Source organism: Spirillospora sp. NPDC048824 (assembly GCF_043198455.1).
Lineage (GTDB): Bacteria > Actinomycetota > Actinomycetes > Streptosporangiales > Streptosporangiaceae > Spirillospora.
Genome location: NZ_JBICUS010000026.1, coordinates 64,084 through 78,950 on the forward strand (window position 1 = coordinate 64,084; position 14,867 = coordinate 78,950).

Here is a 14,867-nt window from a genome sequence, read left to right on the forward strand (position 1 = left end):
CACCGCCGATGCGCGCCGTCGGGGGGCCGCCGGCGTCGGTTGGAAGCCGTCCCCAGCCGGGGCGCCGAAGGCTCAAGATGTCCCCGTTCCCGCCCACGGCCGACTCTCCGGCAGAATGTGGGCAGGACGGAGGTGCCGTGTGGCCGGATTGAGCGGATCGCTCGAGCGTTCCATCATGGACGTGCTCTGGGAGGCCCCCAGCCCGCTACGCGTTCGTGAGCTTCTGGCGAAGCTGAACGAGGACGCCGACAAGGCGCTGGCCTACAACACCGTCCAGACGGTCGCCGAGCGGCTGGCGCAGAAGGGGCTGCTGCAGCGCACGCAGGACGGGCCGGCCTTCCGCTACGCCCCCACCCGTGCGCGGGAAGAGTATGCGGTCGAGTTGATGCTCGACGCTCTCACCGAGTCTCCCGACCACGGGGGCATCCTCGCGAGATTCGCCGAAAGCGTCCCTCCGGAAGACGTCCGCCACCTGCTGGACGCGCTGCGCCGGCGGACGTCCGACGGCCAAGAGGCGTGACGGCGTGATCTACCTGGTGGTCGGCCTGATCTGCACGGCGGTCCTGCTGGGCTGTCTGGCGGGGCCCGCCCTCGATCGGCTTCGGCGTCCCGCCGCGCACCCGGGGATCGCCATCGCCTGCTGGGCCGCGGCCCTCACCGGCACATTCATCGCCGGCATCGGGATCATCGCGGCGGCGTTGCTGTCGCCCCCGGCGCCCGGCCACGGCTTCCTGGAGTGGCTGCGCGACTGCCTGCCCCATCACGGGGATTCGGCGATCATCATCGCGGCGGCCGCCAGCCTGGTGGTGCTCACGGCCTGCTGTTCGCGGCTCGCCCGCAGCCTGCCCCGGCTCGTCCGTGCGGTACGTCACCGCCGCCGGCACCGGGAGATGCTGCGGCTCGTCGCGAAGGAGCACGGTCAGCATGGGGACGTCCTCGTGCTCGACCATCCCGTCCCGGTCGCGTACTCGCTGCCGGCCAGGCATCGCGCGATCGTCGTCAGCACCGGCACACAGGACGCTCTCACTCCCGACGAGTTCGGCGCGGTTCTGGTCCATGAGCGAGCCCACCTGCGTCAGCGGCATCACGCACTGCTGCTCATGCTCGACCTGGCCCACGCCCTGCTGCCCCGGCTGCCCACGGTCCGCCGGGCGAAGAAGAACTTCCCGCTGCTGCTGGAGATGGCCGCCGACGATGCGGCGGCCCGCGCATGTGGAAGGCGAACGCTCGTCGACGCCCTGCACCGGCTCGCGGCGACGCCGGGCGTGGCGGGCGCCCTCGGCGCCGCCGGGTCTTCGACCGGTGCGCTGGCGGAGCGGGTCCGGCGGCTCGAGTCCGCCGAGGCGACGAAGCCGCGCCGGGCGGTCCGGATGGCGGCCTCCGCCTTCGTGGCCGCCGCCGTCGCCACTCCCCTGATGGTCGCCGCCGCGACCATCATGGAGCTGTCCTACATCTGCTGAGACCGTTGAGGCGGTTTGTCGCAATCGGCCACTTGAGTGGCGAATGAGGCCGCTATCTCCTACGCTCCGTAGGAGCCATGGCGAGGCGTCCCCGCCGGGGACAGCGATGGCCACGCCGAATCCAGCGGACCACGCCGTCCGAGGGAGCCGGGGAACCATTCTCCACTGGGGTGAATCCGCTCTGCGCGAGCGGTAGGGCGACTCCGGCCCGAACCCGGCAGCTCACCCGGTAGGCGGCACAGGAGAGGACACCGCATGCAGCGACGAGCTGCCGGAGACAGAACGGCCCGCCGCCGGATCATCACCAGGACGGCATGGACGGCGTCGATCGCTCTTTCCGCGACGCTCGTGGCCCCCGCACCCGCCTGGTCGGAGCCCGACCCGTCCCGCAGGGAGCTGACCGCGCAGCAGAAGAAGCTCGCCGATGAGGCGGAGAAGCTCAGCGAGCAGTACAACGGGCTGCGGGTGCGACTGCGGCAGGCCCAACGCGCCGCCAAGGTGGCCGACGGGAACGCCGCACGCCAGAAGAAGGCGCTGGAGGAGACGCGGGCCAGGATCGTCAAGCTCGCCGCGGACAGCTACAAGAACGGCCCGCGGGACCCGGCGGTCGCCTTCGCCTCGTCCGGGGACCCGCAGGCCGTCCTTGACCGGTCGGCCACACTCAACTACTTCGCCAGCCAGGAAAGCGCTCGCGTCACTCAGCTGCTGCAGACGATGCAGACGGCGGAACGTGCCCGCAAATCGGCCGAAACGCATGCGAAACAGGTCCACGAACTCACCGCCGAGGCGAAGAAGAAGCGCACGGAACTCCAGGCCAAGCTGACGAAGGTCGAGGCCAAGCTGGGTACCGGCTCGGGCGCTCGCACCAACGCGGGACCCGCTCCCAATGTGGACCCCGGAGGCGCCTCCGCCAAGGCCATGGGCGCGGTCAGAGCGGCTTTGAGCCAGCGCGGCGTCCCGTACTCCTGGGGTGGGGGCAGCGCATCCGGCCCGACCTACGGCACCGCACAGGGCGCCAACATCAAGGGGTTCGACTGCTCGGGATTGACGATGTACGCCTACGCCCAGGTCGGCATCAGCCTGCCCCACTACACCGGCAGCCAGTACACCGCCGGCACCCGCGTCTCCCAAAGCCAACTCAAGCCCGGTGACCTGGTCTTCTTCTACAGCGACCTGCACCACATGGGCCTGTACATCGGCAACGGGAAGATGGTCCACGCCCCCGTCATCCACCCCCTGGGGTGACGGGGGCGTCACCCGGAACACCTCCGACACGGTGCCCCTCAGTCACAGCCTGACGGGCTGTAGGCGGGCGGCTGATCAAACTGGGCGACCGCGCTCATTTGGTGTCCCGCGGTGGCACGACCTTGAGGGCCGCTTGCAGGGCCTCACTCTCCTCCGGCGAGAGATCCGACAGGAAGTGCACGAGCGCGGCGGCCTGGTTGCTACTGGTCGACAGTGCCTCGCGCATCAGCTTGGCCGTGTAACCCTCCCGCGAGGCGACCGCCTCGTACTCGTAGGCGCGCCCGACCCGCTTCCTGCGCAGCCATCCCTTCTTGTGCAGGTTGTCCATCACCGTCATCACCGTGGTGTAGGCGATCGACCGCTCCTGCTGGAGGTCCTCCAGGACCTCACGGACATTGGCCGGACGGCCGTAAGACCACATCCTGTCCATGATCGCGGCCTCCAGGTCACCGAAGCGCTGCCCGGCCATGATCCACCCTTCCGCCGCCCCACCTGCCACCTTGTCGCGGCATACTACAGTCGATAGTAAACACGTCTCGGTGGAGGTGAGAGGCCGACTCGGACCGGCGGTTCCCACACCGGCCCGACTCCCGGCAACGGCTGCCGGTGCCCGGTGGTCTTGAGCCATGTGTGGCCTCACCCATCTACTATCCTCCTTCCTGATGTTCCACCGGGGGCGCGCCTTCGCGGACGGTCGGCGCTGCATCAGGCGACCACACCGGAGACCCACGCTCACGGAGCGTCTCCTGGCGGGATCCATAAGGCCAAGGCCAAGCAGCCTCTCACGCGGGCGGCCACGGAGCCGGGATGTTCTTGATCCGTCGGTCACCTGCCCGACGGTCCTGATTGGAGAGCCGACATGAGTCCGCACTTCTGGCGCACCCCCGCTGCACGCCCGCTCCATGCGCTCGCCCTGTTCGCCTGCTCGGTCGTCCTGGCGGCTTGCGGCACCGGGACCGGGACCGACAACGCCGATGCCCCGGTCCCCTCGCCCGAGACCGGGATCGGGCACATTCATGGCGTCGCCATGGACCCGGCCGACCGGTCGGTCTATGTGGCGGCCCACTTCGGCGTATTCAAGATCGAATCACCTGACCGGATGAGCCGGGCGGGTACGAACCGTCAGGACACGATGGGTTTCACCATCGTCGGGCCCCGCACGTTCCTCGCCAGCGGTCACCCGGCCGCGGCCGACGCGCAGCGCGGCGCTCCGCCGCACCTGGGCCTGATCCGTTCCACGGACGCCGGGCGAACCTGGACCACGCTCTCCGAGGCGGGCCACGCCGATTTCCATTCGCTCCAACTGGCCGGGCGGATCCTCTATGCCTACGACAGCCAGACTCAGAGGGTGCGGCACAGCAGCGACGGCGGACGTACGTGGACGCCGGGCGCACGCCTCACCGTGAACGACCTCGCCGCGCACGAGGACCGCGCTGACGAGGTCTATGCGGCCACCCCGGACGGGCTGCAGGTGAGCGACGACTCCGGTGGCGCCTTCAGGATCGCCCGCGATGCTCCCGTCCTGGCACATGTGGAGGCGCTGGACGATATGACGCTCGTCGGGGTCGACCCGAACGGGCGGGTCCAGGTCAAGACGGGCGGTGAAGGCTGGCGAAGCCTCGGCCGCATTCCCGGCGGACGCGCCACCGCGTTCACCGCCGTCGACGATCGGCACCTTCTCGTGGCCGCCGAGGACGGTGGCGTGTACGAATCCCGTGACGGCGGCCAGACCTTCGACGTCCTCTACGACGCCCGCTGATCTTGTGCCGCCCTGCCGGGACGCATGGACTGTCGAGGTCTAGCCCTGCGAACAGCGTCCTTGTGGTCGATAGTGGCGAGACGGTGCGCGATTGCAGGTTGATCGTTGACTGACTCCGCTGCTCGAAGTAGCCAAGGAAGAGCTCGGATACCGCGAGAAGGACGGCGGCTACACGAAGTACGGCGACTGGTACGGCAAGACCTGCGAGGGCGGTGACGACTACTACGCCACCGCCCCGTGGTGCGACATGTTCCTCGCCTGGGCAGCCAAGAAGACCGGCGTGGAGGACTGGGCGGGCGAGTTCGCCGCCACCATCCAGCACGCCAAGGGTTCAAGGAGAAGGACGCGTGGGGAACCGAGCCCGAGCCGGGCGCGCTGGTGTTCTTCGCATGGTCCGGCTCCAAGGACATCGACGCCATCAGCCATGTCGGCCTGGTGGAAAGCGTCAAGGGCTCGACCCTCCGCACCATCGAGGCGAACACCGACGGCGTCCACCTCAAACGGAGGACGCGCGACGTCGGTGACGTCGTCGGTTACGGCTATCCCGGCAAGGTCGAGGTGGCGGGCAAGGCGCTGCCGGGTTCAGAAGGGGAGAAGAACCACGTCCCCAAGCACGTGGCCGCCGAGTCCGGGACCATGGCCGCGGAGGCGACGCGACCCGGAAACGCGGTCACGTCTCAGCAGACGAGCACGAAGGCTGCTGACGGGCAGCCGCTGGTCGAGCCCGACGCGTTGCTGGGAGGGCTGCTGTCCATCGCGGTCTGCGGCGCGGTCGCGCTGGCGGCGGGCAAGTCGATGGCCGCCCGGGTTCCGGCCGAGGCGGAGGACCGCGAGTTCTGGAGCCGGGTCTCGCCCCTCGAGGACGATGAGGACCTCGCGTTCTGGGACGCTCTCCATGCCGACCTCCCACCGATCCGCTCGAATGCCACTGGCCGCGCGGCAGTCGGCCATTCTTTGCCATGAACGAGTCATGACCCTCGGCCGAGTCAAAACCGATTGAGCCGGCCCGCGCCGGGATGCGTATGTCCTCTCAGGGAGGCGCCTTTGGCCGACCACCGGCCATCCCTCGCTACCATGGTCGGAGCAGGAAATGTCCATGCCGGAGGGGTGGCCGGCGGCCATCGGGGTGCTGGATCGGCGCCTTTGCGGAACGGCGGGTGGGGCAGCTGAATCGGTCACCTGAACGGTACCGGCGACGCATGGAACTGCCGGTCGGACTATTCCTGCTGCTCGGCGTGCTGGCGATGCACGGCTTCCAAGCGTCGCCCAGCCCGAGCCAGGTGACCGGCGTCCCGCTGACAACGATGAGCGGCCAGCATTCCCCGCCATCAGCGTCGGTCGTCATCCGGCATTCCCCCGGCGAGGATCTCCCTGGCGACCAGCACCACGACCACCCGGGTGGTCAGGTCTGCCTGGCGATGCTGACGGCGATCTCCTTCCTCTGGGCCCTCGCCGCCCTCACAGTGCGCGAGCCGGTGTTCGTGGCCAGACGGCTGCTGATCCGGGTGCGGATCCTGCTGGTCGGCCGGCCTCCGCCGAGGCCGTCCCTCCACCGGTTGAGCGTGTTGAGGCTGTAGGACGTCACCGGCGCCTTTGCGGCGCCGGGCTCCCTGACGTCACAGAACTCGACACGGAAGGTTCACCAGCATGAAACGCGCACTCACATTCGTCGCCGTCCCCGCCCTGGCGATCAGCCTGGCCGCCTGCGGCGACAACGACTCCGGCGATGCCAAGGTTCCGATGTCCGGTCACTCGATGTCGGCGAGCGCATCGCCGTCCAACGGCGGCTCGCAGGCTCAGCACAACGACCAGGACGTCATGTTCGCGCAGATGATGATCCCGCACCACCGCCAGGCGATCGAGATGGCCGATCTCGCCGCCACCCGCGCCGCGTCCCCCGAGGTGAAGCAGCTCGCCGCGGAGATCAAGAACGCGCAGGACCCGGAGATCAAGCAACTGTCCGCATGGCTGACCACCTGGGGAGCGTCGGTGCCCTCACCCGGTGCGGGCGGCATGGGGCACATGGAGCACGGCGGCATGGACGGCATGATGACCGACGAGGAGATGAAGGAACTCAAAGGGGCCGAGGGCGCGTCCTTCGACAAGGCGTTCCTGGAGATGATGATCGAGCATCACGAGGGCGCCGTGGCGATGGCCAAGACCGAGCAGACCTCCGGGAGTTTCCCCGGGGCCAAGAAGATGGCTGCGGACATCACGGCCTCGCAGTCCGCCGAGATCACCAAGATGCAGAACCTGCTCAAGCAGTAGGAACTGTGCATGTCCCGGCGGGCTGGGGCCGGCCGCCGGGTCGGTAAGAGCACGTCGTTGCCGGGCGGCGTCCTTCGCGCAGCCAGCGGGCGCCCGGTCTCCCGGACGCCCGCTGGCGGGCTGTTCTCAGTGGTGGTGGGTCAGCTGGACGGGACGTTCCTCGACCGGCTGCGGCGAGGACTTTGTCCATCCAAATCGAGGCGAGAGCCAGGGCGAAGCCCGTGCCTGCGATGATGCCGCCGACCCAGTTGACGGAGGTGACGCCCAGGCCGCCGTCGATGGCCGCGCCGCCGAGCCAGATCCCGAGGGCGGAACCGAGGGTGAAGGCGGAGATGTTGGCGGCCGAGGCGATGTCGGGGGCATCGCCCGCCTTCTGCATCACCCGCAGCTGCAGGGGTGCGACCACGGAGAACGCCGCGATGCCGTAGGTCGAGCGCTGCCTGGATCGCAGATTTGAGTGAGTACGTCGATGCGGTAACGGTCCTGGTCGACCATCGCCTGCACGCCGCGCACCTGTCCTTCGACGCGGGGCAGGCGGTTCTGCAGCTGATCCTTCGTGGCGCTGTAACCACATGTCGGCGTGACGTTGTGCAGCGTCGTCACGACACTCCTCTACCTAACGCCGGGGGGTATAGCCCAGCCCTGCCGTCACTCCGTCCATCAGAACCGGCTCACTCAGCTCTCAGCTGACGGCAGTGTCCTGCCGGAGCTGCCAGCGAACCTCATCACCGTTGCCACCGGGGCGACCCGGGCTTTCGCCGGCGGCAGTGATTCACGATGACGCCTTGGATTCAGTGACCTCGGCCGTGCCGCGGCTGACCGTGCTCCGCGTGTCGACCGTGGTCGCTGACCTGGGCGTCGAACCATGCGTGCAGAGCGTCCACCAGGCCGGCATCGTCGGTGGTGAACAAGATCCGCGCCCCATTCTGCACAGTCTCAAAGCTCATTTGGATCCGCTTGTACCCCTGCGCGAGCGTCGAAAGACCCGGCATTTCCGCCCCGTGGATGGACGCGGGGTCAGCGAAGTCACCGCGCTGGAATGCGGCGAACTCCTTGGTGAGGTGCTCCCGGATCAGTCGGATCTGCTCCTGGTCACCGGGATCGTCGGCCACTACAGTCTGCACGCCGCCATTTGAAGATTTGGTGAAACGGTGCGTCGTCCGTTCAAGGTCGAAGGGCATTACCGAACGCCCCTTCTCCGCCACCTGCGTCCTGCGGTCCGGCTCCCCAGACGCACCGCACGACACCGTCCCAATGGCAAGGGCGATGGCTGTGCCCGCCGTGGCGAGGGTTCGGCAGAAGGAGGAATCACTCTTCATCGACTGCTCCCGTCAGCAGGGTCAGCGCACGCAGCACGGCGTCGTGCTCCTCGGGCGGAACCCGGTCCAGTGCGGCTTGGAATCGCTTCCGCCGCGCTTCGGCCAGGCGGGCCGCCGCCCCCTCGCCGGCGGAGGTGAGCCGGAGCAGTACGCCCCGCCCGTCCTCGGGCGCGGGCAGTCGTTTCAACCAGCCCCGCTCGACAAGCTGGCCCACAAGCCTGCTGGTGGTGCTCTTCTCCAGGCTCAGGCGGCGCGCAAGTTCGGACTGCCGCAGTTCTCCATGTCGCGCCAACTCCCCGAGGGCGTGTGCTTCTGAGACCGGCACTGGCTGCCCGCACGGAGTCCGATCAGGACGATGCAATCCGAAGGCCCGGACGAACCTGGCGACAGCCTCCTGCAGATCGCTGGCATCGGGTGACATGGTTCGACACTACAACCAGATGGTTTGAGCATACAACCATCCATCTCGGGGTCAGCTTTGCATTGCCAGTGGCCCACGCGGCTTCGGCGAGAACCCCGCCGGCGAACTTCTCGCCTCTAGGTAGGCAAAGCACTCCTCGATGCAGCGCGCGGGCTTCTCCCGATCCGGCCACCCGGGCTGCGGGGTACGTGGCGAGCATGTCCTTGATGGAATCGGCGATCGGGCTGTACAAGACCGAGCCGATCAAGCCGCGCCGACCACCGGGCGGCACTGGTGCAACGGCCACGACCACAACTACCAGAGGTTCCTCTCCAGCAGGCGGGTCTCCTACGTCGTCACCGGTGGCGGCGGGCAGCGGCTGTACAACGTGCGCACCGGTTGCACCACGCTCCTGCGACTCGCCGCCGCCAAGCGGTACCACTTCACCGCGGTCGAACTCCGCGCCGGGTCCGCTCCATCACCGCGGTGTACTCGCCGACCGCCGTGGAGGAGAACATCATCATGCAGTCGTTGGGCCGCACCTACGGCATCCTCGTCGAAATGCGCGACACCACCCCGTCCAACCTGATCCCGGGGATCCCTCTCGGCCCCCAGGGGTAGAGCGCGCATCCAACGGCCGGCAGCCCGCCCGGCCGGTGCGCGGGCGGCGGGACGGCCTCCTCGAGCGGCCCGGCGGGGTGATAGACGTGGACTATGGCGCGTGACGAAGCGCTCGGCCCGCCGGCCCACTCCGGCTGGGAGTTCTGGATCGATCGTGGTGGCACGTTCACCGACGTGGTCGGCAGGCGGCCGGACGGCGCGCTCCTCACCCACAAGCTCCTCTCGCAGGACAGGGAGCGCTACCAGGACGCGGCCATCGCCGGAATCAGGCATCTCCTCGGAGTGGCGCCCGGCGAGCCGATCCCGACGGAGCGGATCGCGGGCGTGCGGCTCGGGACGACGGTGGCGACGAACGCCCTGCTCGAACGCCGGGGTGAACCGACGGTGCTGGTCATCACCGAGGGCTACCGCGACGCGCTGCGGATCGCGTATCAGAATCGCCCGCGCATCTTCGCCCGGGAGATCGTGCTGCCCGAGCTGCTGTACACGCGGGTGATCGAGGCGAGAGAGCGCGTCGACGCGCACGGGCGGGTGATCGTCCCCCTGGACGAGGGCGCGGTCGAACGCGACCTCCGCGCGGCTCATGACGAGGGTTTCCGTTCGGTCGCGATCGTGTGCATGCACGGCTATCGCCACGCCCTGCACGAGATCGCCATCGGGAGGATCGCGCGCCGGACCGGCTTCACCCAGGTCTCCGAGTCACATGCGACGAGCCCGCTGATGAGACTGGTCTCGCGTGGCGACACCACCGTCGTCGACGCCTACCTCTCGCCGATCCTCGACCGGTACGTCGCCCAGGTGTCCGAGGAGCTGGACGGCGTGCCGTTGATGTTCATGCAGTCCAGCGGCGGGCTCACCGACGCCCACGGTTTCCGCGGCAAGGACTCGATCCTGTCCGGGCCGGCGGGCGGCATCGTGGGAATGGCGCGCACGTCGGCCGCCGCGGGCTTCCGGCGGGTCATCGGTTTCGACATGGGCGGCACCTCCACCGACGTCTCGCACTACGCGGGCGAGTTCGAGCGCCAGTACGAGACGCAGGTGGCGGGGGTGCGGATGCGGGCGCCGATGCTGAGCATCCACACGGTCGCGGCCGGCGGCGGGTCGGTGCTGCACTTCGACGGCGGCCGGTACCGGGTCGGACCCGACTCCGCGGGCGCCGATCCCGGTCCCGCCTGCTACCGCCGAGGCGGTCCGCTCACCGTCACCGACGCGAACGTGATGCTGGGGCGCATCCGGCCCGAGCACTTCCCGCACGTCTTCGGCCCCGCGGGCGGTCAGGCCATCGACGCCGGCGTCGTCCGGGACCGCTTCGCCGCGCTGGCGGCCGAGATCGGCGACGGCCGCCCGCCCGAGGAGGTCGCGGCCGGATTCCTGGAGATCGCGGTGACGAACATGGCCAACGCGATCAAGAAGATCTCCGTCCAGCGCGGCTACGACGTCACCCGATACGCGCTGGCCACCTTCGGCGGCGCCGGCGGCCAGCACGCCTGCGCGGTCGCCGACGCCCTCGGCATGCGGCAGGTGCTCATCCATCCGCTGGCCGGGGTGCTGTCGGCGTACGGCATGGGACTGGCCGATGTCACCGCCATGCGGTAGGCGGCGGTGGAGGCTCCGCTGAGCGAGGATCTGCCGCCCGAGCTGAGCGCGATCCTGGGGAGGCTGGAGCGGGACGCGGGCGATGAACTGCGGGACGAGGGGATGGGCGTGAAGGGTGTCCTGCGCCGCGCTCACCTGCGTTACGCGGGCACGGACACCGCCCTGCCGGTCCGTGTCGGCGCCGTGCAGGCGATGGTCGCCGAGTTCGAGGAGGTCTACCGGCGCCGGTTCTCCTTCCTGATGCGGGACAAGCAGATCGTCGTGGAGGCCGTGTCGGTCGAGGCCGTCGGCGACCTCGACCGGGCCGCCGAGGTACCGGTCCGGTCCGGCCGCGGAGGCCCCGCCGAGCCGGTGGGCGTCCGGATGTACGGCGGCGGCGCCTGGCGCGAGGTCGACCTCTACCGGCGGGAGGAGCTGCGGCCCGGGGACACCGTGGCGGGCCCGGCGATCATCGCGGAGGCCAACGCGACGACCGTCGTCGACGCGGGCTGGCACGCGACGGTGAACGAGCTCGGCCACCTGCTGCTCACCCGGGTGGCGCCGCGGCCCGGCGGACACGGGGTCGGCACCGGCGCCGACCCCGTCATGCTGGAGATCTTCAACAACCTGTTCATGTCCATCGCCGAACAGATGGGAGTCCGGCTGCGGAGCACGGCGCACTCGGTCAACATCAAGGAACGCCTCGACTTCTCCTGCGCGATCTTCGACGCGGACGGCAGCCTCATCGCCAACGCGCCGCACATCCCCGTGCACCTCGGCTCGATGGGGGCGTCCATCGGGGAGCTGATCAGGCGGCGGCGGGCCACCGGGGGAATGCGGCCGGGCCAGGTCTACGCGCTCAACGACCCCTACCACGGCGGCACCCACCTGCCCGATGTGACCGTCGTCACGCCGGTCTTCGTCAAGGACGTGGAGTCCGCGTCCGCAGGGGGCGACGACGAGATCTCCTTCTTCGTCGCGTCCCGAGGCCACCACGCCGAGATCGGCGGCATCACGCCAGGTTCCATGCCGGCCTTCAGCACGAGGGTGGAGGAGGAAGGCGTCCTGATCGACAACTGGCTCCTCGTCGAGGGCGGCAGGATGCGTGAGGCCGAGACGGTCGAGCTGCTGCGTTCGGCCGTCCATCCGTCCCGCAACCCGCTCGACAACGTCGCCGACCTGCGCGCCCAGATCGCCGCCAACGAGAAGGGCGTGCAGGAGCTGCACGGCATGGTCCGGCATTTCGGCCTGGACGTCGTCCACGCCTACATGCGTCACGTCCAGGACAACGCCGAGGAGGCGGTCCGTCAGGTGATCACCGCACTGCGCGACGGCTCGTACGCCTACGAGCTCGACAGCGGGGCGCTGATCAGGGTCGCGATCCGCGTCGACCGCCAGGCCCGGACGGCGGAGATCGACTTCACCGGCACCTCTCCCGGCCTGGCCGGCAACTTCAACGCGCCGTCGTCGGTGGCGGTGGCGGCGGTGCTGTACGTGTTCCGCACACTGGTGGCCGAGGACATCCCGCTGAACGCCGGCTGCCTCACGCCGATCCACATCACGATCCCGCCGGGCACGATGCTCTCGCCGGAGTATCCGGCGGCCGTGGCGGCGGGCAACGTCGAGACCTCGCAGGCCGTGACCGGCGCCCTGTACGCCGCGCTGGGAGTGATGGCGGAAGGCTCCGGCACGATGAACAACGTCACGTTCGGCAACGAGAACCACCAGTACTACGAGACGGTGGCCAGCGGCTCCGGCGCCGGGAACGGCTTCGACGGCGCCGATGTCGTCCAGACCCACATGACCAACTCCCGGCTCACCGACCCCGAGGTGCTGGAGTGGCGCTATCCCGTGCTGCTGGAAGGCCACGAGATCCGCCGCGGCAGCGGTGGAGCGGGACGCTGGCGCGGAGGCGACGGCGCCCGGCGCCGCATCCGCTTCCTCGAACCGATGACGGTGACCACGCTGAGCAGTCACCGGCGCGTCCCGCCGTACGGTATGGCGGGCGGCGAGCCCGGCGCGCTGGGGCGGCAGTGGGTGGAGCACGCCGACGGCTCCGCGACGCCGATGAAGGGCTGTGACTCGCTGCCCGTGGACACCGGAGACGTCTTCGTCGTCGAGACGCCGGGCGGCGGTGGTTACGGTGCGGACTGAGCCACACGGCCACCCGGTCACGGCGGCTCTGTCCGACGGAGCCATCTTCCGCCAAGGACGAAGAACCGCCGACCCACGATCGTGGTGTCTGGGGACGGTGCGGGGGATTGCCTCCCAGGCGTGCGGGCTGCTGCTGATCGAGGCGCTGCGGGCGGGACCGGTGAGGCCGCCGCCGACCACATCACCGCAGGACTCCTGGCCCTCAACCAGATGCCACCGAAGGGATGTTAATGCGAAGAACTTCGCGTTACTCTATCCGTGTCGCATAGAGAGGGGTGCCGCATGGACGTGGAGCCGCGCGCCACGGGGGCCGTGCGGCCCGGCGGCCGGACGGCGCGCACCCGTGCGGCGGTGTTGGCCGCGGCGCAGGAGGAACTGGAGGCCACCGGGTACGCCGGACTCACCATGGAGAAGGTGGCCGAGCGTTCGGGCGTGCATCTGGCCACGCTGTACCGGCGCTGGCGGACGGTCGAGGGACTCGTCGTCGACCTGCTGGGCGAACTGGGCAGGAGCGAGATCCCGATACCGGACACCGGCTCGTTCAGGGGCGACCTTCAGGCGCTCGCGCTGGAGATCGCCGGCCTGTATCAGCAGCCCAGAGCGCGGGCGCTCGTCGAGGGCGTCGTGGCCGCCGCCGTCCGGTCCCCCGAGGCGTCCACCGCCTGGGCGACGGTGATCGCCGAGCGCAACCGCCTCGCGTCCCGGATCGTCGAACGGGCCGTAGAACGCGGCGAGCTACCGCCGGGAACCGACGACATAGCGATCATCAGCGCCGTCGGAGCCCCCCTCTACTATCGCCTGCTCGTCGCCCGCGGGCCGGTGGACGACGAGGTCGCCGAGGTCGCCGCCGCGGCCGCGCACGCCGCCGCCCTCAGCGGCGCCTTCACTCCGGGTGGCTCCCCCGGCCCTCCATAGGCCGCGGCGTACACCTGCCGACACCAGCGAAAGGACTTGCAAATGCGCCAGGACATCGAGTTCGTCTCGGCCGGGACGACCCTCCGCGGATGGCTTTACACGCCCGACGGCACCTCTGGCCCGCACCCGGCCGTGGTCGTCACCCATGGACTCGGGGCGGTCAAGGAGCAGTACACCGACGACATCGCCGAAGCACTCGCCGCAGCCGGGCTGGCGGTCGTCCTCTACGACCACGCCTCGTTCGGCGCGAGCGACGGCGAGCCGCGCCAGGAGGTCGATCCTTGGACACAGATCCAGGGATACCGGGACGCCATCACCTTCCTGTGCACACGTCCCGAGGTGGACGCCGAGCGCATCGGGGTGTTCGGGTCGAGCTTCTCAGGCGGGCACGTGCTCGTCGTCGGGGCCGTCGACCGGCGGGTCAAGGCCGTGTACTCGCAGGTGCCGGTCATCAGCGGCGGGACGACCCTGTCGCGGTTCATCCCCAGCGAGGCCCTCGCCGAAGTACGCAGGAGCTTCGACGCCGACCGGCTCGCCCGGTTCAACGGCGAGGCGCCGGCGACGATCCCCCTCATCACCGCGACCCCCGGGGAGCCCGCCGCGATGGCCGACCGGGAAACCTACGAGTGGTACCAGACGATCGAGCCGGAGCGCCTGGCGACGTGGCGCAACGAGGTCACGCTCCGGTCGGTGGAGGCGATCGCCGGCTACGAGCCGGGCGACCATATCGCCCGCATCTCCCCCACACCGCTCATGCTCGTCGTCGCCCAGCACGACATCCTCACTCACAGCGACCTGGCCTTCGCCGCCTACGAACGGGCCCTTCACCCCAAGCAACTCGTCACCCTGCCCGGCGGCCATTTCGTCGTCTATAACCAGGAGTTCAAGAACACGCTCGCCCTCATGACCGAGTTCTTTCTCCAGCATCTCGCTCCCCGGACATCCGCCTGATCTTCAAGCCGCACTGCCATGGCCATCGCTTTCTAGACCGGCGTCGAGCCGGAGCCGGTCACGCAGGCCCTCACGTCCATCGGGTTGAAGAGGAAACCCGTGATGCTGAGCCTGGATCCACGGGGTTGGTAATGCGATGAAAGCCGCGATATGAGGAGAGGTGCCCTGCAACCTGGGATGATGGGAGTTCTCTACGCTTC

15 protein-coding genes, 1 pseudogene and 1 riboswitch are annotated in these 14,867 nt (G+C 69.4%); of the genes and pseudogenes, 12 read left to right on the top strand and 4 right to left on the bottom strand.

Going from position 1 to position 14,867, the window contains the following annotated elements:
* Positions 1 to 115 precede the first annotated feature (115 nt).
* The 3 genes from ACGFIS_RS34165 (at position 116) to ACGFIS_RS34175 (ending at position 2,705) form a co-directional block, all read left to right on the top strand.
* Complete coding sequence (locus tag ACGFIS_RS34165) at positions 116 to 520, top strand: BlaI/MecI/CopY family transcriptional regulator (RefSeq protein WP_392973727.1); 405 nt, start codon at positions 116 to 118, stop codon at positions 518 to 520.
* Between the two features lie 4 nt (positions 521 to 524).
* Positions 525 to 1,460: a M56 family metallopeptidase gene (locus ACGFIS_RS34170; protein WP_392973729.1), complete on the top strand. Its 936-nt coding sequence runs from the start codon at positions 525 to 527 to the stop codon at positions 1,458 to 1,460.
* 103 nt (positions 1,461 to 1,563) lie between these two features.
* Positions 1,564 to 1,712, top strand: a riboswitch (cyclic di-AMP (ydaO/yuaA leader).
* A gap of 3 nt (positions 1,713 to 1,715) precedes the next feature.
* Complete coding sequence (locus tag ACGFIS_RS34175) at positions 1,716 to 2,705, top strand: NlpC/P60 family protein (RefSeq protein WP_392973731.1); 990 nt, start codon at positions 1,716 to 1,718, stop codon at positions 2,703 to 2,705.
* Positions 2,706 to 2,799: 94 nt separating this feature from the next.
* Here the strand turns inward: ACGFIS_RS34175 and ACGFIS_RS34180 are convergent, their stop codons facing one another.
* Positions 2,800 to 3,174 (bottom strand): BlaI/MecI/CopY family transcriptional regulator, encoded by a 375-nt coding sequence (locus ACGFIS_RS34180; RefSeq protein WP_392913301.1) that lies wholly within the window; start codon positions 3,172 to 3,174, stop codon positions 2,800 to 2,802.
* Positions 3,175 to 3,564: 390 nt separating this feature from the next.
* On the opposite strand from ACGFIS_RS34180, the gene ACGFIS_RS34185 reads away from it, so the two are divergent.
* The 4 genes from ACGFIS_RS34185 (at position 3,565) to ACGFIS_RS34200 (ending at position 6,732) form a co-directional block, all read left to right on the top strand.
* Positions 3,565 to 4,464 carry a F510_1955 family glycosylhydrolase gene (locus ACGFIS_RS34185; protein ID WP_392973733.1) on the top strand — a complete coding sequence of 300 codons (900 nt, stop codon included), beginning with the start codon at positions 3,565 to 3,567 and terminating at the stop codon, positions 4,462 to 4,464.
* 240 nt (positions 4,465 to 4,704) lie between these two features.
* Entirely contained in the window at positions 4,705 to 5,427 is a 723-nt protein-coding gene (locus tag ACGFIS_RS34190; protein ID WP_392973735.1) for a CHAP domain-containing protein, read from the top strand.
* A gap of 236 nt (positions 5,428 to 5,663) precedes the next feature.
* On the top strand, positions 5,664 to 6,041 hold the full coding sequence (locus ACGFIS_RS34195) for a DUF6153 family protein (RefSeq protein WP_392913297.1): 378 nt from the start codon (positions 5,664 to 5,666) through the stop codon (positions 6,039 to 6,041).
* 70 nt (positions 6,042 to 6,111) lie between these two features.
* A complete protein-coding gene (locus tag ACGFIS_RS34200; protein WP_392913543.1) occupies positions 6,112 to 6,732 on the top strand; it encodes a DUF305 domain-containing protein in 621 nt (206 codons plus the stop codon).
* A 378-nt stretch (positions 6,733 to 7,110) separates the two neighbouring features.
* Here the strand turns inward: ACGFIS_RS34200 and ACGFIS_RS34205 are convergent, their stop codons facing one another.
* From ACGFIS_RS34205 to ACGFIS_RS34215, 3 genes are all read right to left on the bottom strand, one after another.
* The gene (locus tag ACGFIS_RS34205) at positions 7,111 to 7,335 is read right to left on the bottom strand and encodes a metal-sensitive transcriptional regulator (RefSeq protein WP_392913545.1); all 225 of its coding nucleotides are present in this window, start codon (positions 7,333 to 7,335) and stop codon (positions 7,111 to 7,113) included.
* Between the two features lie 188 nt (positions 7,336 to 7,523).
* Entirely contained in the window at positions 7,524 to 8,051 is a 528-nt protein-coding gene (locus ACGFIS_RS34210) for a hypothetical protein (RefSeq protein ID WP_392973737.1), read from the bottom strand.
* Positions 8,041 to 8,472 (bottom strand): MarR family winged helix-turn-helix transcriptional regulator, encoded by a 432-nt coding sequence (locus ACGFIS_RS34215; RefSeq protein WP_392913483.1) that lies wholly within the window; start codon positions 8,470 to 8,472, stop codon positions 8,041 to 8,043. Before ACGFIS_RS34215 ends, ACGFIS_RS34210 begins: the two co-directional genes overlap by 11 nt.
* A gap of 465 nt (positions 8,473 to 8,937) precedes the next feature.
* Here ACGFIS_RS34215 and ACGFIS_RS34220 point away from each other — a divergent pair, with 465 nt between their 5' ends.
* The 5 genes and pseudogenes from ACGFIS_RS34220 to ACGFIS_RS34240 form a co-directional block, all read left to right on the top strand.
* On the top strand, positions 8,938 to 9,072 hold the full coding sequence (locus ACGFIS_RS34220; RefSeq protein ID WP_392913485.1) for a hypothetical protein: 135 nt from the start codon (positions 8,938 to 8,940) through the stop codon (positions 9,070 to 9,072).
* Between the two features lie 93 nt (positions 9,073 to 9,165).
* Complete coding sequence (locus ACGFIS_RS34225) at positions 9,166 to 10,668, top strand: hydantoinase/oxoprolinase family protein (protein WP_392973739.1); 1,503 nt, start codon at positions 9,166 to 9,168, stop codon at positions 10,666 to 10,668.
* A gap of 6 nt (positions 10,669 to 10,674) precedes the next feature.
* Positions 10,675 to 12,801: a hydantoinase B/oxoprolinase family protein gene (locus ACGFIS_RS34230; RefSeq protein ID WP_392973740.1), complete on the top strand. Its 2,127-nt coding sequence runs from the start codon at positions 10,675 to 10,677 to the stop codon at positions 12,799 to 12,801.
* A 282-nt stretch (positions 12,802 to 13,083) separates the two neighbouring features.
* Entirely contained in the window at positions 13,084 to 13,716 is a 633-nt protein-coding gene (locus ACGFIS_RS34235; RefSeq protein ID WP_392913489.1) for a TetR/AcrR family transcriptional regulator, read from the top strand.
* Between the two features lie 18 nt (positions 13,717 to 13,734).
* Positions 13,735 to 14,667, top strand: a pseudogene (locus ACGFIS_RS34240) (alpha/beta hydrolase); the annotation flags it as partial.
* Between the last annotated feature and the right edge of the window lie 200 nt (positions 14,668 to 14,867).